This window comes from Blautia massiliensis (ex Liu et al. 2021) (assembly GCF_052064225.1).
Lineage (GTDB): Bacteria > Bacillota > Clostridia > Lachnospirales > Lachnospiraceae > Blautia_A > Blautia_A fusiformis.
In genome coordinates this window covers 15,890-34,542 of record NZ_JBQHWA010000032.1, presented here as the reverse complement: position 1 = coordinate 34,542, position 18,653 = coordinate 15,890, and the positions used below count along the sequence as shown (strand labels likewise).

The following is an 18,653-nucleotide window of genomic DNA, read 5'->3' as shown; positions in this document are numbered from 1 at the left end:
TATCCTCTGGATATCCCGAATGCACCTGCCCCGCCAGCCATCCAGAAAGAGTCAAAAGAGCTTGGCAAAACAGCAGTTCATATAAATTCTGAAAAATAAAACTTAACTGAATATCATATCAATCCGGTTTGTCCTATTCTGTGGGCACATCAAATATCATGTGTCCACTTATGTGGATAACTCGGCAAAGGAATGTCCAAAATCAGGGATATCAGTTTTGTGTAGATGTCTAAAAAATAGGCACTACACTAATTCAAAATGTCCTTGACAAGGGGTACAGTTTAAAATGAGCAACCTAAAAAAATATCTGAATGACCTTTTAGTATTCTACACTGAATATTTTGAGCATCCTTACCATGTATAAATACTAAAAGGACTATTTTGTGAAAACTGAATATTTTCTTAAGGCCATTTCACAAAAATGAAGTGGTCCTTTTTTATTTTCAAAATACAGTTCAATCACTTTATATATAGAAAAAAGCACTGTCTCATCGAGCAACGACCAGACAACGCTTTCTCCTGTCAATTCTAATTTATGTCTGATGCATCTGTTACTTCATCTGCAGCAATTTCTTTTTCTGCTTTCAGTTTTTTATTTGCATCTTCTACATTCATTCTTGAAAGTACAAACATAATCAATACATCAAAGATTAACGGAAGCCAAAGATACATAAACTGCATCATATCAAGTGCAGACTGCGGCTGAGTTGCATTTGTTCCGATATATCCACTGAACTCAAGCAGCCATCCAACAACAGCGGTTCCAATACCTCCACCGATTTTTACGCCAAGAGAAGTACAAGAGTACATCGTTCCGTCAATTCTCTTTCCCTGTGTAAGATAAGTGTACTCAGAGCAGGATGCGATAACTGCATTCATATCTCCCTGCCATGGTCCCTGACCTAAGGCTGCAAGAGCTGTAAATGCCATCATCAGCGGAACACTGCCCATATATCCTGCAACAACAACAAGTGCTCTACCGATGACTGCTAAGACATAACCTCTTAAGTTCAGTTTATACATACCTTTCCACTTACCAACTAATGTCGGTGTGAAAATCAGGGCAATGATCAGTGGAATATTTACTGCCCATGCAAATTGTCCAAACAAATTCTTATTTTTCAGTACCCATGTCATGTAATAAATGCCAGCTCCAATCATGGCACCATATAACTGCTGTAAAATATATGTTCCACAAATCATCATGTAATATTTGTTTTTAACAAGAAGCTTGAATGCCTGTACCATTCCGTACTTTTCATTATCATCCTTTACTTCTCCTTCGTTAAGTTCTTCCTCAGGAAGTTCCTTAACAGAAAGTGCTGAAATCGTATTTACGACAAGACCAATGATTGCATAGATAATAGCAACCGTTCTCCATGCTGCAGCATCTCCACCACATTTATCTACAAATCCAACTGTAATTGCCTGAATCAGAAGACTTGTTGAAAACGCAAAAATAAAACGGTAAGATCCCATCTGCACACGCTCTTTGCTGTTCTTTGTAATCAGTGACGTAAGTGCTGAATAAGCAATATTGTTTGCTGTATAAAACACACCATTTAACAGTGTATAAGAGATAAAGAACCATGCGTATTTAGCCGTTGTTCCAAAGCTGACCGGTACTGCAAAGCAGCAGACCAGCGTAATGGCACAACCAATGTATCCGTATAGCATCCATGGCTTCGCTTTTCCCATTTTACTGTGTGTTTTGTCAATCATTGATCCAAAAAATATATCCGTAAAACCATCAAATAGTTTTGATACGGCAATCAGGGTACCTACGACACCTGCAGCAAGTCCTACTGAGTCCGTCAGATAGACCATCATAAAAGATGTCAGGAACGCATAGACTACATTACCTGCAATATCGCCTGATCCATATCCAATTTTGTTATACCATTTCAAATACTTTTTTTCTTCCATCGAATTTCTTTGCTCCTCATCTTCATCGCACTTAGAATTTCAAGATGTCTAACAGAGTATGATGTCTAATTCTAGTTTTTTCTCTGTTTTTGTCTGATTGCTCTGTATATCCGGACTTTACATAACAATCAGACTCTCTTTCCTTGTTTACGGGTTACATGAAACTTTATTATCCCTTTATATACGGTATCAGTGTAAACTGGAACCGGAATAATACATCATCAAATCGGTACTGCTCCAATACAACTGGACCACAACTGTTAGAACCAATGCCATTTAGTGCATAGTCAACACAAAATACTACACTATCTGATTCTGTCAGTTCATAATTATGCGTTTTCTTCTCAAGTTCTTCCTGTGTATAATAAGAAGCATTGAATGAAAATGCCTTTTCTGCGGATGCCACAATTCCATATCGGCTGTTGTTAAGTTCTACATATTCACAATCATAATGGCTTCCATTTTCCTGTGGACGGATATAGTCCTCATGTAAATCCCCTACATCTGCCCGGTACAAACCGTGGCTCGCAGCCTGATGTTTATCACAATAACTTTCCTGTGGTCCCATTCCAAAGTATCTTACAGCTGAAAGTTTTTTATCCAGGAACATCCTCACACCAAATCTCGGAAGATCCGGGAATTCATCGTCTTTTGTTACTGCAATATCTGCATCAATCTTTCCAGCAGCTTCTATTTTCCATGTAATCGTCACATCAAGAATCTTCTGTACTGTCTCTGCCACAACGGAAGCATGGCTTGTAATCTTCACACCATGTTTTCCCTGCACAACCTCTGTCGTATAGGCTCTTGTGTAAGCCTTATCATAGTGGGCTTTCTTCCATTCAGACTTGATGTACATATCATTATCTGTTGGTGCCCTCCAGATATTTAATTCCATCGGATGGTTCAGATATTCCCGACCTGCGAATTTCATCTCTGTAAAGAGTGCAGTACGTTTGTCTATGGTATAAGCAAATTCACGCCCCTTGATATGAATCTGTGTATCATTTTCATTTACCTGTAATTCAGAGTCCACTACTGTTTTTGGTATCCATTTCTCTGCAAGTTTACATTTTGTATCCTCTTTACTTACCTCAATTTCATCAAATCCAAGAATATGGTCTTCATCCAACAGTGGCAATTCTTTTTTCAGATGGTAAATAAGTTTTAAATAACATTTCCCATTCTCTGGAACATTGATCTTCAGGTTTGTTTTTCCTTCCCCATGTGGTGCCACAGAAAACTCCGGAAGTATGCCTTTGCTGATCACAAGACCATCCTGTGTCAGCTCATAACTAATCTTCACATAATCTTTCAAGTCATCAAAATCCATGTAGTTATGAAGCACCAGTTCTCCGCTTTCTTTGTTATAGGAAATAACTCTTGCCGGGCGATAAACATTCTTGTATTCCAAAAGTCCTGTATGTACCGTTCTGTCCGGATATACTAATCCATCCATACAGAAGTTGCCATCATGAATTTCTTCGCCATGGTCGCCCCCATAAGCATATATAGTCTTTCCATTCTCAGCAGTTCCATGAGCAATCGCATGGTCACACCATTCCCAGACAAAGCCGCCGCACATTTTATCATTATCCTGAATCATCTGGAAGTAATCTTCAAAATCTCCAGGTCCGTTTCCCATACTGTGACAGTACTCTACCAAAAGGAAGGGTTTGCTTCCATCTTTATCCAGATATTCCTGAATTTCGGAAAGCGCTGGGTACATCCGGCTGTACACATCCAGATTGCTGTAATCATATGTTTCATCATAATTACGGTATCTTGCACTCTCATATTGTGTGATACGGTCTGGATCAAAATTCTTTGTCCATTCCAGTGCTTTTTCAAAGTTGCAGCCATAAGCACTCTCATTTCCCATTGACCACATAACAATACAGAAACGGTTTTTGTCACGTTCCACCATGAGTTTTACGCGATCAACGATTGCCTCTTCCCATACCGGACCATCTGCAATCTTCTCATTCCATCGTTTGAACCGATTGTAATCAGTGTCTTCTTTTCTGTAGATCATAAATGGACCATGAGCTTCAATATCTGCTTCATCTATTACCATGAATCCATACTTGTCACACATTTCATAGAAAAATGGTGCGTTCGGATAGTGGCTGGAACGGATCGCATTAAAATTATGCTGCTTCATTAACGTAAGATCGGTTGTAATCTGTTCCGGATTGATTGTAAATCCAGTAACCGGATCAGAATCATGTCGATTGACACCACGGAATTTAATCTTCTGTCCATTTAAATAAATAACCTGGTCTTTAATCTCTATCTTTCTTAATGCAATGTGATCTACAATTACTTCATTCTCTGTTTCAAGAATCAGTTTATATAGATATGGATTTTCTGTATTCCAAAGTTCCGGACTTGCGATTTCTAATACAGCTGTTCCTTCTTCAGCAATACTTCCTAGTGCTACAACTGCTCCGTTTCTATCTTCAATCGAAATTTTTACATTTAACGGAGAGTAGAATTTCATTTCAATTTCTACTTTCGCAAGCATATCCTCAATTCTTGTTTTAATATGATAATCACTGATTGCCTGTTTTGGGCGTTTCAAAATGTACACATCCCGGAAAATACCACTCATACGGAATTTGTCCTGATCTTCCAAATAGGAACCATCACACCACTTCATTACCAACACTGCCACCGTATTCATTCCATCCTGAAGTACATCGGTAACATCAAACTCACTGGTCATATGCGAAACCTGGCTGTATCCTATGTAAGAGCCATTGATCCATACGTAAAAGCAACTGTCTACTCCTTCAAAGTTCAAAAAAGATTTTGGCGCTTTCTCATCTCTACTGTACTCAAAAGTATGTACATAGGCTCCACACGGAATGTCCTGTGGCACATATGGTGGATCAAACGGAAATGGATACCGGATGTTTGTATACTGGTGTGTATCATATCCAGCCATCTGCCATACACTTGGAACCTGAATCTCATCAAAATTTTCTGTATCATAATTCTTCTCAAAGAAAGAATCCTGAATGTCATAGATGCTGTTAAAATACTGGAATTTCCAAGTTCCATTCAATAACTGCATACGATCTGACTCTTCTCTGTGTTCCACCAAGTTATCCATTCTTCTGGATGCCGGAATATAATAGGCTCTGGCTGGCATTGTGTTTTCGTGCAGTACGCTTAGATTTTCATAATAACGTGGTACGATCATAAATAGCTCTCCTCCAATACATATACTTTTTTGTTCTTTGTTTTCCTAAAGCAAACCTTATACTTTACTTTTTGTTTACGTTCCTTAGTTATGCTATATATAGCTTATCCTAATTCGCAAAATATGTCTATGAATTGGATTAGACAAAATATGCACTAAATGATACAATGATAAAAAGTACGAAAAGAGGTGCTGTCCTATGTATTTGAACACCGGTTATTTGAACCACTCACATATGGATTTCAAAGACAAAAGTCGTCCGCTGATTGTAGGTAGCTGTGGTACTTACCGTCTTTCCAAACATCCCAAACTTCCGACCTACCGTCCAAAGGGTCGTCTGGATTATCAGATTATATATATCACTGCTGGTTGTGGGCATTTTCATTTTGATAATGTAAATAATGAAACGATTGTTCCAGCCGGCAACATTGTACTGTACAGACCGAAAGAACTCCAAAAATATGAATATTACGGAGAAGATAAGACAGAAGTATACTGGATTCACTTCACAGGAAGCAATGTGAAAAATATCTTACGTCAATATGGGTTTCCGGATAAAGAACGTGTCTTTCAAGTGGGTACATCTAATGAATATGAACAAATTTTCAAACGTATCATTATCGAGCTGCAACGCTGTCAAGACAATTATGAGGAAATGCTTGTCCTTTTGCTACGTCATCTTCTGATCAGTTTCCACCGGGAACTGACAAGAGAGCACATATTAAAAAATGAATACCTTGATCATGAGATGGATAATGCTGTTACCTTTTTCAGTGAAAACTACAATCAAAATATCAATATTGATGATTATGCTGCCTCACGAGGCATGAGTGTCAGCTGGTTTATCCGAAATTTCAAAAAATATACCGGTTCTACACCAATGCAATTCATTGTGGGAATCCGCATCAACAATGCTCAGATGTTACTTGAAACAACAACTTATTCCATCCATGAGATTTCTAGGATTGTCGGATATGATAACCAGCTTTATTTCAGTCGGCTTTTTCACAAGCTGAAAGGATATTCGCCAAGAGAATACCGAAAAATAAGAAATAGGTTATGAAATCTATAATGTCATAAAAACTAAATGTCAAAAAAGGATGCCAACGAATCAAAGCAGATTACGTGACATCCTCTTCTTTTTATTAGTGCTATTTTATAAATTCAACCGAATAGTAATACATGTACTCATTATCTGCATCTATATGCTCCCCTGCAATATCCTATATTGGCAACGAGCTTAACCCTTTTTCTCCATAAATCAGTGCTGCTAATCCTTGCTCTGTTCCATACTCTATCTTGCATTTGTTTTCAATAGTCGTTGCTGATCTTCCATAATATTCCCTGCTAAGAGACAAAGTATTCCACTGCGTTCTCAGGGAAGAATTCCTTAAACTCACCATATAACTGAGCCGCAAGTGTTTTATTGTGCGCAAGTACCAAAGTTGGCTTGTTTAACTGGGCGATGACGTTCGCCATGGTGAAGGTCTTACCGGAGCCTGTGACACCCAGCAAAGTCTCGAACTGGTTGCCTTCCTTAAAACCCTTGACCAGTTTTTCGATAGCCTGAGGCTGGTCTCCTGTGGGTTGGTATTCGGAGTGTAATTTGAAATGATCCATACAGTTCTCCTTGTTGTTCTGAAATTTGTGGATATGTAAATACTGCCTGTTACTATATGTAAAGAGAGTGCTTTTATCTTTATTATTGTTGCTTTTACAGTATAGCATTCAGCGTAAAAAAAGTATAGGATAACCGAATATTTGTTCTATACTTTTTACTGCACCACACAAAAAAGGCAGAGCCTGCTCCACTCAGACTCTGCCTCTCACTTTTTTCTTTTTATACTGCCGTCATTCTTCTACTTTTCTCTCATAAACGATCTCACCGCCAAGAACTGTCATATCCACTTTCGTGGTCTTGATCTCATCCGGATCAATCTTATAAATATCTTTCTCCAGAACTACGAAGTCTGCATTTTTTTCCACTTCGATGGTTCCGTTCTCGTCTTCTGTATAGGAAGCGTAAGCTGCGTTTTTTGTAAAAAGCTTCACCGCCTCATCTACAGACATTTTTTCGGATGGGATCCAGCCTTCCTGTGGCTGACCGCTGATATTTTTGCGGGTGACTGCAAAATAAATATTCTCCATGGCATCAAAGCTTACCACAGGAGCATCCGAACCGCCGGACGTATGGATTCCCATATCCAGCATGCTCTTCCATGCATACACCTTATCCATACGGTGTGCGCCGATGGCAGGTTCCACTGTGTTCATATCCAGATCGATAAATACCGGCTGGATATATGCCAGAAGATCCTGGTCTTTCATCCCCTGCAAAATACGCGGATTGGTGATCTGGCAATGTACGATACCATGTCTGCCCTTTTTATTATCCTTCCGGTAAGGAGATTTCGCAGCTGCCTCAATGACCATATCCATGGCACGATCGCCGATACAGTGTACCGCTGCCTGCATCTGATGCCGGTCAAAAAAAGCAAACAGATCGTCAAGCTCCTCCTGACTGAATGTGATGATCCCGGTATTTCCCGGCGAATCCTCGTAAGGCTCATTCATGGCCGCTGTTCTTGCACCAAGGGAACCATCCTGGATCAGCTTCATTGGTCCGACAGTAAAGTGATCTCCCCTCTGTCCGGTACGATATCCTTCCTCAATAAAAGCCTTCGCATCCTCCGCCCGCTCAAAAAGGCACTGCTCATAATGGCGGATACTCAGCTCTCCTCTGGCATCCAGTGCCTTGTAGGAGGCCATGATCCGACGCCAGTTTTTCCCCGGAAGTGAGGCAAGATCATCGGACTGTACACCTGTAAATCCACATTCATTCAGCTTCTTCGCACTGTATTTGATGTAGTCTTCCACTTCTTCCTGGGATGGTGCTTCCAATACGGAAGAATAAAACTGTACTGCATTCTCCTTCAGAAGTCCGGTATCCAGGTCAACCTCCTTCTCAATCTCCGGGAACTCCGGGATTTTTTTCAGAAGCTCCAGACCGCAGCTGTTGCACACAGCCACATGCCCGCAGACACGCACCATAATGATGGGGATTTCCGTTGAGAGCGCATCCAGCTCATCCTTGTGCGGATAGCGTGGCTTATCAAAATGCTCCTCATTCCAGCCTCTGCAGTAGAGCCAGGTCAGCTTCTGACCTTTGCTCTCCTCCAGTCTTTTTTTTGCTGCGGCAAGCATTTCCTCAACACTTATGCAGTCAAACAGTTTTACAGATCTTTCCACAAATGCATAATGCAGCATATGCATATGTGTATCCACAAAACCGGGCAGCATCAGCCTTCCCTTAAGGTCGATCCGCTTTTTGCAGGAAAAAGCTTCCGCTTCTTTATCAGTTCCCACAAAAACGATCCGGCCATTTTCGATTCCCACAGCCTCTGCCACTTTTTCACTGTCATCCAGTGTTCTTATACATCCGTTAAAAAAGATTGTATCCACTGTTTATTTTTCCTCTTTTTCTTTTTTATCCTCGTAGAAAAGTGCCATATCCTTATCTACTTTACCGATTCCCATGTAACGCGCCTTGTAATCCTTCAGCAGTTTAAAGAAGGTACCACTTAAGATAAATAATGTGGCAACATTTACAAATGTAGGGAATACGGTTGTAAAGTCTGCAATTACCCACAGCTGTGCCGGTGTTCCGTTTCCGTAAAGAGTAAGCACTGTGACCAGAAGACCCCATAATGGTGTTCCAAGGATAAAAATCTTCTCTGCGATCTTCAGAACCTTCTGATTGTTTTTCAGCCAGTGCTTCAGAATCACGCTGTAGTAGGTGAACCATCCGGTTGATGTTGTCAGTCCGAAAAGGAAAATACTGATCGCGATCAATGCTCTCGCAACAGAGCCCATTCCGGACTCAAATGCTGTCAGTGTCAGCTCTGACCCCTGAAGTCCTGAATTCCAGTAGCCGGTGATGATAACGACAAGACCTGTCATGGAGCAGACTACGATGGTGTCTGCAAATACCTCAAATGCTCCCATCAGTCCCTGTTTTACAGGATGGTCTGTCTTTGCGGAAGCATGGATCATTGGAGATGTTCCCCAGCCTGCCTCGTTGCTGTATACGGAACGGGCAAAGCCAAGACGCATTGCTGTTGCAACACCGGCTCCCATAAATCCGCCGACTGCCGCCTGTGTTGTAAATGCACCCTTGAAGATCAGTCCAAAGGTTTCCGGCAGCTTGTCAAAATTCACTACCAGTATTGCGAGAGAGCCTACAATGTAAAGCATGCACATGATCGGTGTCATATAGGAAGAGATCACGCCGACTTTCTTTACACCGCCGATGATGATCAGATAGATCGCTGCCACATACAAAAGTGACGGTACGATGTACGGCAGGTGGAAGGTACTTCCGACAGCCTCTGATACTGTATAATTCTGCAAAGTAATGAACCATGTCATGAAAATACAGCCGCCGAACAGTACTGCAAAAAGTTTCCAGAAGGGAAGCTTTTTCTCTCCGCCAAGCCCCTTCTGCATGTAGTAGGTCGGGCCTCCCTGGTACTCACCGTTTGGCTGTTTCTCTCTGTAGTATACAGCAAGTGTTACCTCTGCCATCTTGATGACCATGGCAAGAAGCGCTGCGATCCAGAGCCAGAATAATGCCCCAGGTCCTCCTGTTGCAATAGCCGTTGCAACACCGGACATATTGGATACACCAACAGTACCTCCGATCGCAATGGAAATAGCCTGGAACGGTGTCAGGCTCTTTCCGTCATCTCCGCCTTCCTGGCGACGTTCTTTACTGAACATGTTTTTCACAATGTAACCAAAATGGCAAAACTGGAAGAAACCGGAACGTACTGTCAGATATACGCCTGTAGCAAGGATCGTGATCAGCAACGGCAGTCCCCAGAGCCAGTTGGTCAGATTTTCAAATAATTCAAACATCTTTTCCTCTCCTGTCCTTCTTATTTTTTGTCTTTTGCATCCATTCGGAAAATCTGTGTATAGAATATAAAAAATCCCCGGAACATGAAGGCAGATACGGATGCCCGGTGTTCCCGAAATACAGCTCTTCTGCCATATATCTGCGAGCCCCGTTTCTATCCTCTTTATCCTTCATGCTCTGGGGATCTTACATTTCAGCCCACGAATCTTCCAAACAATGACAGTATATCACAGTTCCGGAGGAATTTCTACTTTTTCTGTTTGAATTTTGTATTTTTATTCATTTTTCGTGAATATTACTATTTTACCGTATGGATTCCGGATACTCCACCCCTTCCGGCATGGAATCCCATTCGTTAAGGCCAAGGCTCTGCTTGAATTTCGCCTGTTCAAGCGTAAGCGTCGGGAGATCATCCTGCAGATAATCCATCAGCTCACTGATGCCTTCCCTGGTCTTGTTATTTACCATAAAGATCCTCTCACAGCCCATGTTCTCCATCCACTGTCTGACCATGGGAATGTTGGCATGGGGAGAATCCACCTTGGTGATGATCCCAATCAGCGGCCGTAGGAGAAAATTCCTGCTGCCGTCACTGAACAGGTTAAAGGGCTCATTGGCCGCCTGTACGATAGCGATCACATCCGCCTCAAAGGAAAAGCAGGCCAGTCCTACGCTGAAATGCTTGGATTCCGCATATTCTCCCGGTGAATCAATAGTATCTTCATTTGTATTGGTATACTGAGTCTTATGATAATGAAGCTCTTCCCCTTTAAGCGCCTGTGTCAGGGATGTTTTGCCGGCTTCACTTCGACCCATCAGAAAAATTTTTTTCATTTTTTATCCCGTCCTGCCTCAGCTTCTGTGGATCTTACAGACATCGAATTTCAATGTCTCATGGAAAAATCGTACCACTTCCTCCACAGCTGTCATCACTTCCGTAAAACCGCCTGTCAGGATCAGCGTCCCGCAGAAACGATCCATAAATCCTACTTCCACATGAGCTGCCTTCACTGCAACATCTGCCGCAACCACGATTGCCTCCCAGGGGGTGACACGGACCATGCCGATGGCATCTCCTCTGTGATCTTCACCTTCATGAACACCGATATGTAACGCAAGATTCTCATATATCGATCTGTCATTTGGTGTAAAAACATGTGCAAAGGAAAGCTCCTTTCCAGGTACTCTCACCCGGGTCAGCCGAAGTCTTCTTCCCTTAAGGTTCTCATAATCATCATGAAACAGCCGCTCCAGCAGTTCTTCCTTTGTTATCCGTTCTTCCATGGTACACTTCCTTATCTCTTGGTGATATTGCATACTACATATCCCAGAGTATCACGGAAATAATCCACGATCTCCTCCATTGCAGTCTGCACATCGGAAATCTCTCCTGTTATGATCAGTGTTCCTGTAAAACGGTCTGCAAATCCAAGATACACATTACCGCTCTTCACAGCAATATCGGATGCGATCACAGCAGACTCGGAAGGTGTCATGTTCATGATACCAATTGCAGATGATCCATAGTCCACCTGCGGATTCAGTCCAAGCTTCTGATATATGATAGGTGCCGGACCACCCATGATATGGGCAAATGTGATCTCCTTACCGGCTACGGTTTCCTGTACGATTCTGATCTGATCTCTATGTTCATCCGCCATTGATGATTCCTCGCTTTCAAAATTTTATATTATTCTCGATCTGATAATATTGGATAATTTTATAAGCCGGATTTCATTTATCCGGCTTACAGCTTCCTAAAGTCAGGCAGATCTTTGAAATCCGCTCTGCTACCTGCTCATGGTCAAAAAACAGTCTGGCAGTTCATCTGATTTAATTTTACTATTTACCAATTTTAATGTCAAGACAATTCTTCGAAAACAAGTCAAAAAACAACGTTTTTAAAAATAGAAATCCACAAAAAACAACATTTATTTTCGAATCCTCGCGGAAAACCAGTCAGAAATCTGCTCAGAACTCAAACACCTTCTTAATACTGTCATAATGTAGGAATTTTCCCTCTGCGGCAAACGCCCGGATCTGCTCCAGGGTTGCAAACATATATCCGTCTGTCTCTTCTGTCTGAAGCTTCAGATCCTTATCCTCCACATCCATGACAAAACGGTACACATCCACAAAGTAATTATCTCCTTCCCCCGGGTTCTCTCTTTTATATGTAAAAAGGTATCCACCCTCTGCCTCACTGGCGTCCAGTCCGGTCTCCTCTTTCACCTCACGGAGTACTGCATCACGGGAAGCCTCTCCTGCCTGGGCTGCACCGCCGGAAACCTCCCACCAGCCCGGAGCCCAGGCCTTTGTCATCACACGTTTGGTAATAAGAAAGGTCTTGTCCGGTCTTGCTACCACGCCCAAAACTGTCAGATGATACTCTCCATCTTTTAAACACCAGTCATTGCGCTTCATAGTCCTTCCTGTCGGTTTCTTATCTGCATCGTAAATATCCCAGAATTCCATTTTATCTATCTCCTGTCTTTTTACAGAACGCGGAAATACAGTCTTACATTTGATCCGTTTCAGCTTGCCCGTTTCTCCGTTTTCTGTATCTTTTTTATTTGTTATGATAACACGTTAAAATCATATATGTAAACCCCTGGATCCGATACCATTTTCCAGTTAGCGTTACCGTTCACTCCGTTCTCAGTAACCAGTTGTCCTTCTACATCTGTTTTTTTTACATTATAAGCATGCAAGTACCTTCAGCCTGAAAGATGATATCCAAAAATCTATAGATTATTTTTATTATATTGCTCGTATTATGAATTATTTTTATAGATTATTCTGTTATATAATTAACACAAACAAACGATTCTATTTAAAATAACCAGGGAGGTTTTTTTCAGATGAAGAATGATTATCCGCATATTTTTTCCCCATTAACCGTTAAAAATATGACTATCAAGAACCGTATTGTTATGATGCCGATGGGCACCAACTACGGTGAACAGAACGGCGAAATGAGTTTTCTTCATATCAATTATTATGAGCAGCGTGCAAAGGGTGGCACAGGTCTCATCATCGTAGAGAACGCAAGTATCGATTCCCCGCAGGGCTCCAACGGAACCACACAGCTGCGCATCGACCATGACAACTATCTGCCACGTCTTTTCAAATTCTGTGAAAATATTCATAGATACGGAACAAAGATCGCGATCCAGATCAACCATGCCGGAGCTTCCGCTGTTTCTTCCAGGATCAACATGCAGCCGGTTTCCGCATCCGACGTTCCATCCAAAGAAGGCGGCGAGATCCCGCGTCCTCTTTCCAGAGATGAGATCCTTCACATCGTAAAAAAATACGGTGAGGCTGCAAAACGTGCACAGACAGCTGGCTTTGACGCAGTAGAGATCCATGCAGGACACTCCTATCTGATCAGTCAGTTCCTCTCCCCGATTACAAACAAGCGTACCGATGAATTCGGCGGATCTGTTGAGAACCGTACCCGTTTCTGCCGTATGGTCATCGATGAGGTAAGAAAACAGGTAGGACCTTTCTTCCCGATCATGCTCCGTCTCAGTGCGGATGAGCTGATGGAAGGCGGAAATACACTGGAGGATACTCTGGAATACCTGGATCATCTTCAGGAAGAGGTTGATATCTTCGATGTTTCCTGCGGACTTAACGGTTCCATCCAGTACCAGATCGATGCAAATTATCTCCCGGACGGATGGCGTTCCTACATGGCAAAGGCCTTAAGAGAAAAATTCAACAAGCCATGTATCTCCATGGGTAATGTCCGTGACCCGAAGGTTGCTGAGCGTATCCTGGCTGACGGTGATGCAGACCTGATCGGTATGGGCCGTAGTCTGATTGCAGACCCTGCATGGGTAAACAAGGTTGCCACAGGTCATGAGTGTGACCTCCGCAAATGTATCTCCTGTAACGTTGGCTGTGCCGGAAACCGTATCGGTGTAAACCGTCCGATCCGCTGTACTGTAAACCCATCTGTTCTTGAGGGCGATGTATATAAGAAAAAACATGTAAATAAAAACTGCAACGTGGTCGTTATCGGCGGAGGCACTGCCGGACTGGAAGCTGCCTGTACAGCCGCAGAGGTTGGATGCAATCCCTTCCTTCTGGAAAAAGGCAATGAGCTTGGCGGACTTGCATCTCTGATCTCAAAGATCCCTGCAAAGAACCGTCTTGCTGATTTCCCGCACTATCTCATGCATCGTGCTGAACAGCTTGATAATCTTTACATCTTCAAAAACACAGAAGGAACACCGGAAAACATCCGCAAGTTCCATCCGAATATCATCGTAAGCTCCACCGGCTCCGCTCCGCTTCTGCCTCCGATCGCAGGACTGAAGGATCGTATTGACAACGAGAACCATAATATTTATTCTATTCTTGGTATGATCAGCCACATTAATGATTTTCCGAAGGATCTGGAAGGCAAAAAGGTTGTTGTTGTAGGCGGCGGTGCTGTAGGTCTTGATGTTGTGGAATTCTTTGCTGACAGAAACGCAGACATCTCTATCGTTGAGATGATGGATCAGATCGGACGTGATCTTGACCCGGTAAGCAAAAATGACACAAAGACCATGATGAAAAAACACAATGTACATCAGCTTACAAAAACTGCTCTCCTTGAGGTTAAGGATTCTTCCTTCCTTGTCAGGGGCGACGGTGAGCCTTATGAGCTTCCATTTGAGTACGGCTTCGTATGTCTCGGAATGAGAGCTCAGGGACAGCTTTACCAGAACCTTACAGAGAAATTTTCTTCTGAGGATGTTGAGATCATGAACATCGGCGACAGCCAGAGAGCAAGACGAATCATTGACGGTACCCAGGAAGGACGCAATATCCTTACCGTTCTTGAGCAGAAGGGATACCTTTAATATTTTTCCGCTATACCCTTTCCGGGAATATTTCAATCCTTCTACCGGAAAGTGTATATAAATCTGTTACAGTTCACTCGGTGATCCGTAACATAGTTTTTCCACGTCTTCCTCCCCCGCAGCCGTCCGGAGAATGTCCGCAGCTTCTTCAGATCTATGTGGCGGGAGGTTTAAAAAAGACAAATCTTCATCCAGATTTTACCAATGAGAGGAGTTATTACCATGTCAGAAAGAATCACAGGACATACCGAACTGATTGGTCTTATGGCATATCCGATCCGCCACTCCAGCTCTCCTGCCATGCAGAACGAGGCTTTTGCAAAGCTTGGCTATGATTATGCATATCTTGCATTTGAGGTTGGTGCAGACGAGATCGAGGATGCTGTAAAGGCCATCCGTACTCTGAAAATGAGAGGTTCCAACGTTTCCATGCCGAACAAAACTCTGGTAGGCCAGTACCTTGACGAGCTTTCACCGGCAGCAGAAATGTGCGGCGCTGTAAACACCATCGTTAATGATCATGGTCATCTTACAGGCCATATCACAGACGGTATCGGATTTATGGCAGCACTGAAAGACAATAACATCAACGCCATCGGAAAGAAAATGACCATCGTAGGTGCAGGTGGTGCCGCAACTGCTATCGAGATCCAGGCAGCACTTGACGGTGTAAGCGAGATCGTGATCTTCAACCGCAAAGATGAATTCTGGGACCGTGCAGTATCTACGGTAGAAAAGATCAACACCAGAACTTCAAGCCATGCTGTTCTCTATGATCTGGCAGATCTTGACCAGCTGAAAAAAGAAATGGCTGACAGTTATATTTTCGTAAATGCGACAGGTGTTGGAATGAAACCACTGGAAAGTCAGTCCGTTGTTCCGGACAAGTCTTACTTCCGCCCGGAGCTTATCGTTGTTGACGTGCCTTACTCCCCTCTTGAAACTGCTATGCGTTCTATGGCAAAGGAAGTTGGCTGCAAGACAATGAACGGCCTTGGCATGATGCTTTTCCAGGGCTCCGCTGCATTTGAACTGTGGACCGGCGAACCGATGCCGATCGAGCATATGAAAGAGATTCTTAACATCAGATACGACGACTAAACTGCTATCTGTTCCTGTCGTATCAGAAAGGACTATTATGAAAACAGTTCAGGTAAGAAATATCACACTCGGAGAGGGAAGGCCGAAGATCTGTGTCCCGATCGTGGGACAGACAAAGGATGATATCCTCCTTGAGGCAGGGACCTTCGCAAGGATCCCCGTAGACGTTGCGGAATGGCGTGTTGACTGGTTTGAGGACGTTTTTGACACAGACAAGGTTCTGGATGTGGCAAAAGATCTCCAGACCGTTTTAAAGGACACTCCGATCCTCTTCACCTTCCGTACTGCAAAGGAAGGCGGAGAAAAAGCGATTTCCAACGAAGCTTACAAAGCACTCAACATGGCTGTCGCAAAAAGCGGCTATGTAGATCTCATTGATGTAGAAGTCTTCACAGGTGAGGAAATCGTAAAAAGCATGATCCAGGAAGCACACAGCTATGGCGTAAAGGTCATCGCTTCCAACCATGATTTTGACGCAACTCCCGAGAAGGATGAGATCGTGCGCCGTCTTCGCATGATGCAGGACTATGGCGCAGATATCCCGAAAATGGCTGTTATGCCAAGAAACAAACAGGACGTGCTTACACTCTTAAGTGCCACGCTGGAAATGTCCGAGCAGTTCGCCGACCGCCCGATCATTACCATGTCCATGGCAGGTACAGGTGTTGTCAGCCGTCTCGCTGGCGAAACCTTCGGTTCCGCCCTTACCTTCGGTGCAGCTACCAAAGCTTCCGCACCGGGACAGATCAATGTCAACGAGCTTGCACAGGTTCTTGACATTATCCACAAAAGCCTGTGATCCTGTAACCTCCCATAAAAAGGATCTACGGTAGATTTTTGTAACAGAACGCGAATTATAAACCAATTTTTAAACCCAATTGATGTAACATATTTTTGCAATTTTAATCCCATAATAGCAAATCTATTAAAATAATAATTAAAAACAACAAATCTCATGACAAAAAGAAGAAGTGTGCTGACCCATCCAGCACACTTCTTCTTTTTCTGTTTTTTATATCTTTGTTATTCCTCTGATCAATTTTTATCCTCGATGGCATTCTCCTCTTTCTTTCTGGGGTCCCAATTTGAAAGGAAGATATTCAGGCCGAAGCCTACAGCCAGGGCCCATGCGGATGCCCATGCGGATGCCCATGCAGTTCCCTGTGTTGCAAGCACAGCTGCCATAACACCTGCGATCATCTTGTCACGGTCTGTTCTGCAGTAATCCATACCGATCCTTGCACAGACAAAGGCTTGGAACATCAGAGTAATGGAGGAACCGACTCCGAAGATCGGACGGAAGAAACTTACAACCGGAATGATCAGCACACTTAAAAACGTTGCAATACGGAAGGATGCCATACCGCCGGTCGTGGAAGCCTTTAAGAAATTTGTGATCGAGGAAACCTCGAGGGAGATTTTCTATAAGACCAATTAAACGATCTGTTCATCTGCAAATATATGATATGGTCCGGATCTTTTATATCATAAAGGACAGCTGCCCGATCTCCGTTCTGTTTCTGTACGGTTTATCGGACAGCTGTCCCTTTTATATGTAAAACTATTCTGTTTTATGATCAGCAGTTATTTATTTGCCTCTGCCTCACGAAGTCTGTGGATCAGCTCCTCGCAGATCTCAAGCTCACTCTTTCCGTCTGTCTCAACAACTATATCTGCTGCTGCCTCATATTTCGCGCGACGTTTTTCCAACAGATCCGCGATAAATGAAACATTTTTGTTGTTCTCAAGTAAAGGACGGTCATGATTATCCTTTACACGTTCCAGAATAGTTTCCGGCTTTGCAGTCAGAAGTACAACACGGCCATTTTTTTTCATCTCGGTAACATTGCGCTCCCGCATCGGAACACCACCGCCACAGGATACTACAACATTCGATCTGGACTGCATCTCGATCAGAAGATTTGTCTCGAGCTCACGGAAATACTCTTCACCGTAAGTCTCAAAGATATCGGAAATGCTCATTCCCTGTCTCTCCACGATACACTGATCCATCTCCACAACATCCATGGCAAGAACATTCTTCAGATAATCGGAGATCGTAGATTTACCAGCTCCCATAAATCCGATCAGGAAGATATTATAATTGAAAAGATTTCTGGACTGGATCCTTTTACTGTTCTGTGTGATGCTTGCAAAAACATCATTGACCTCTTTCTTATGACGTCTGCCTTCCATTCTGGCTTCCAGCCATCCTTTCTGCTTCGCCTCCTGTTCCGGCTGAAGTACCGGAAGATCGTTAGCTTCCTTGTATACCATGATGTCCTCTACGATCCTGTTTCTCATAAGGAGTGCGTCCAGGATGATCTCATCGCACTGTCCAAGGCTTTCTCTTAATACTTCTAACTGGTTCATAATATCTCCTTTACTTCGTTCATTTTATTACGGATTTCCGTCATCACTTTATCACTTTAAATCAAGCATCTGTCCTTATTATACCAACTGGTCATTTTTATCTCAACCCAAATTTTCATTGAATTTACGCATGTGATCTATAGATTATTTTTATAATTTTTAGGCACGGCAAAGATATCTGACGCAGGACTTCACGCTATGAGGGACTGAATTGTTTGCAGTAATTTATGGAATTGCTATAGTATTCACGCCCGGATCTGTGTCAAAA

At 42.8% G+C, this 18,653-nt stretch carries 15 protein-coding genes and 1 pseudogene; 4 read left to right on the top strand and 12 right to left on the bottom strand.

Annotation, left to right across the window (positions count from 1 at the left end; all coding sequences use genetic code 11):
• Positions 1 to 528 precede the first annotated feature (528 nt).
• The gene (locus tag ACTNDQ_RS12495) at positions 529 to 1,926 is read right to left on the bottom strand and encodes an MFS transporter (protein ID WP_278603850.1); all 1,398 of its coding nucleotides are present in this window, start codon (positions 1,924 to 1,926) and stop codon (positions 529 to 531) included.
• 169 nt (positions 1,927 to 2,095) lie between these two features.
• The gene (locus ACTNDQ_RS12490) at positions 2,096 to 5,134 is read right to left on the bottom strand and encodes a glycoside hydrolase family 2 TIM barrel-domain containing protein (protein WP_441064746.1); all 3,039 of its coding nucleotides are present in this window, start codon (positions 5,132 to 5,134) and stop codon (positions 2,096 to 2,098) included.
• Between the two features lie 199 nt (positions 5,135 to 5,333).
• Here ACTNDQ_RS12490 and ACTNDQ_RS12485 point away from each other — a divergent pair, with 199 nt between their 5' ends.
• Positions 5,334 to 6,197 (top strand): AraC family transcriptional regulator, encoded by an 864-nt coding sequence (locus ACTNDQ_RS12485; RefSeq protein ID WP_441064745.1) that lies wholly within the window; start codon positions 5,334 to 5,336, stop codon positions 6,195 to 6,197.
• A 287-nt stretch (positions 6,198 to 6,484) separates the two neighbouring features.
• On the opposite strand, the pseudogene ACTNDQ_RS12480 reads toward ACTNDQ_RS12485, so the two are convergent.
• From ACTNDQ_RS12480 to ACTNDQ_RS12445, 8 genes and pseudogenes are all read right to left on the bottom strand, one after another.
• Positions 6,485 to 6,754 (bottom strand): annotated as a pseudogene (locus ACTNDQ_RS12480) (DEAD/DEAH box helicase family protein); the annotation flags it as partial.
• Positions 6,755 to 6,985: 231 nt separating this feature from the next.
• Positions 6,986 to 8,596 carry an amidohydrolase gene (locus ACTNDQ_RS12475; protein WP_441064744.1) on the bottom strand — a complete coding sequence of 537 codons (1,611 nt, stop codon included), beginning with the start codon at positions 8,594 to 8,596 and terminating at the stop codon, positions 6,986 to 6,988.
• Positions 8,597 to 8,599: 3 nt separating this feature from the next.
• Entirely contained in the window at positions 8,600 to 10,051 is a 1,452-nt protein-coding gene (locus ACTNDQ_RS12470; RefSeq protein ID WP_441064743.1) for an alanine/glycine:cation symporter family protein, read from the bottom strand.
• Positions 10,044 to 10,226, bottom strand: a complete 183-nt coding sequence (locus tag ACTNDQ_RS12465; protein ID WP_279198551.1) for a hypothetical protein — start codon at positions 10,224 to 10,226, stop codon at positions 10,044 to 10,046. The genes ACTNDQ_RS12470 and ACTNDQ_RS12465 overlap by 8 nt, the downstream gene beginning before the upstream one ends.
• Positions 10,227 to 10,355: 129 nt before the next feature.
• A complete protein-coding gene (locus ACTNDQ_RS12460; protein WP_022426452.1) occupies positions 10,356 to 10,886 on the bottom strand; it encodes a EutP/PduV family microcompartment system protein in 531 nt (176 codons plus the stop codon).
• 18 nt (positions 10,887 to 10,904) lie between these two features.
• Positions 10,905 to 11,336, bottom strand: coding sequence for a BMC domain-containing protein (locus ACTNDQ_RS12455; RefSeq protein WP_044961969.1), 432 nt, complete (start codon positions 11,334 to 11,336; stop codon positions 10,905 to 10,907).
• An 11-nt stretch (positions 11,337 to 11,347) separates the two neighbouring features.
• The gene (locus tag ACTNDQ_RS12450; RefSeq protein ID WP_015527035.1) at positions 11,348 to 11,713 is read right to left on the bottom strand and encodes a BMC domain-containing protein; all 366 of its coding nucleotides are present in this window, start codon (positions 11,711 to 11,713) and stop codon (positions 11,348 to 11,350) included.
• A gap of 310 nt (positions 11,714 to 12,023) precedes the next feature.
• Positions 12,024 to 12,527 carry an NUDIX hydrolase gene (locus tag ACTNDQ_RS12445; RefSeq protein WP_092069605.1) on the bottom strand — a complete coding sequence of 168 codons (504 nt, stop codon included), beginning with the start codon at positions 12,525 to 12,527 and terminating at the stop codon, positions 12,024 to 12,026.
• 386 nt (positions 12,528 to 12,913) lie between these two features.
• On the opposite strand from ACTNDQ_RS12445, the gene ACTNDQ_RS12440 reads away from it, so the two are divergent.
• The 3 genes from ACTNDQ_RS12440 to aroD all read left to right on the top strand — a co-directional run bounded on the left by ACTNDQ_RS12440 (position 12,914) and on the right by aroD (position 16,811).
• Positions 12,914 to 14,911, top strand: a complete 1,998-nt coding sequence (locus ACTNDQ_RS12440) for an oxidoreductase (RefSeq protein WP_441064742.1) — start codon at positions 12,914 to 12,916, stop codon at positions 14,909 to 14,911.
• 222 nt (positions 14,912 to 15,133) lie between these two features.
• On the top strand, positions 15,134 to 16,012 hold the full coding sequence (locus ACTNDQ_RS12435; protein WP_278796040.1) for a shikimate dehydrogenase: 879 nt from the start codon (positions 15,134 to 15,136) through the stop codon (positions 16,010 to 16,012).
• Positions 16,013 to 16,049: 37 nt separating this feature from the next.
• Positions 16,050 to 16,811 carry a type I 3-dehydroquinate dehydratase gene (aroD, locus tag ACTNDQ_RS12430; RefSeq protein ID WP_441064741.1) on the top strand — a complete coding sequence of 254 codons (762 nt, stop codon included), beginning with the start codon at positions 16,050 to 16,052 and terminating at the stop codon, positions 16,809 to 16,811.
• Positions 16,812 to 17,047: 236 nt separating this feature from the next.
• Here aroD and ACTNDQ_RS12425 read toward each other — a convergent pair whose 3' ends face one another.
• Together ACTNDQ_RS12425 and ACTNDQ_RS12420 are read right to left on the bottom strand one after the other, a co-directional pair.
• Positions 17,048 to 17,374, bottom strand: a complete 327-nt coding sequence (locus ACTNDQ_RS12425) for a hypothetical protein (RefSeq protein ID WP_441064740.1) — start codon at positions 17,372 to 17,374, stop codon at positions 17,048 to 17,050.
• 222 nt (positions 17,375 to 17,596) lie between these two features.
• The gene (locus tag ACTNDQ_RS12420; protein WP_021652296.1) at positions 17,597 to 18,385 is read right to left on the bottom strand and encodes a shikimate kinase; all 789 of its coding nucleotides are present in this window, start codon (positions 18,383 to 18,385) and stop codon (positions 17,597 to 17,599) included.
• Positions 18,386 to 18,653: the final 268 nt, after the last annotated feature.

Excerpts from the sequence above, each read along its gene's own strand:
- ACTNDQ_RS12495 (WP_278603850.1), bottom strand. The coding sequence starts at position 1,926 with ATGGAAGAAAAAAAGTATTTGAAATGGTATAACAAAATTGGATATGGA.
- ACTNDQ_RS12490 (WP_441064746.1), bottom strand. The coding sequence starts at position 5,134 with ATGATCGTACCACGTTATTATGAAAATCTAAGCGTACTGCACGAAAAC.
- ACTNDQ_RS12485 (WP_441064745.1), top strand. The coding sequence starts at position 5,334 with ATGTATTTGAACACCGGTTATTTGAACCACTCACATATGGATTTCAAA.
- ACTNDQ_RS12470 (WP_441064743.1), bottom strand. The coding sequence starts at position 10,051 with ATGTTTGAATTATTTGAAAATCTGACCAACTGGCTCTGGGGACTGCCG.
- ACTNDQ_RS12465 (WP_279198551.1), bottom strand. The coding sequence starts at position 10,226 with ATGAAGGATAAAGAGGATAGAAACGGGGCTCGCAGATATATGGCAGAA.
- ACTNDQ_RS12460 (WP_022426452.1), bottom strand. The coding sequence starts at position 10,886 with ATGAAAAAAATTTTTCTGATGGGTCGAAGTGAAGCCGGCAAAACATCC.
- ACTNDQ_RS12455 (WP_044961969.1), bottom strand. The coding sequence starts at position 11,336 with ATGGAAGAACGGATAACAAAGGAAGAACTGCTGGAGCGGCTGTTTCAT.
- ACTNDQ_RS12450 (WP_015527035.1), bottom strand. The coding sequence starts at position 11,713 with ATGGCGGATGAACATAGAGATCAGATCAGAATCGTACAGGAAACCGTA.
- ACTNDQ_RS12445 (WP_092069605.1), bottom strand. The coding sequence starts at position 12,527 with ATGGAATTCTGGGATATTTACGATGCAGATAAGAAACCGACAGGAAGG.
- ACTNDQ_RS12440 (WP_441064742.1), top strand. The coding sequence starts at position 12,914 with ATGAAGAATGATTATCCGCATATTTTTTCCCCATTAACCGTTAAAAAT.
- ACTNDQ_RS12435 (WP_278796040.1), top strand. The coding sequence starts at position 15,134 with ATGTCAGAAAGAATCACAGGACATACCGAACTGATTGGTCTTATGGCA.
- aroD (WP_441064741.1), top strand. The coding sequence starts at position 16,050 with ATGAAAACAGTTCAGGTAAGAAATATCACACTCGGAGAGGGAAGGCCG.
- ACTNDQ_RS12425 (WP_441064740.1), bottom strand. The coding sequence starts at position 17,374 with ATGGCATCCTTCCGTATTGCAACGTTTTTAAGTGTGCTGATCATTCCG.
- ACTNDQ_RS12420 (WP_021652296.1), bottom strand. The coding sequence starts at position 18,385 with ATGAACCAGTTAGAAGTATTAAGAGAAAGCCTTGGACAGTGCGATGAG.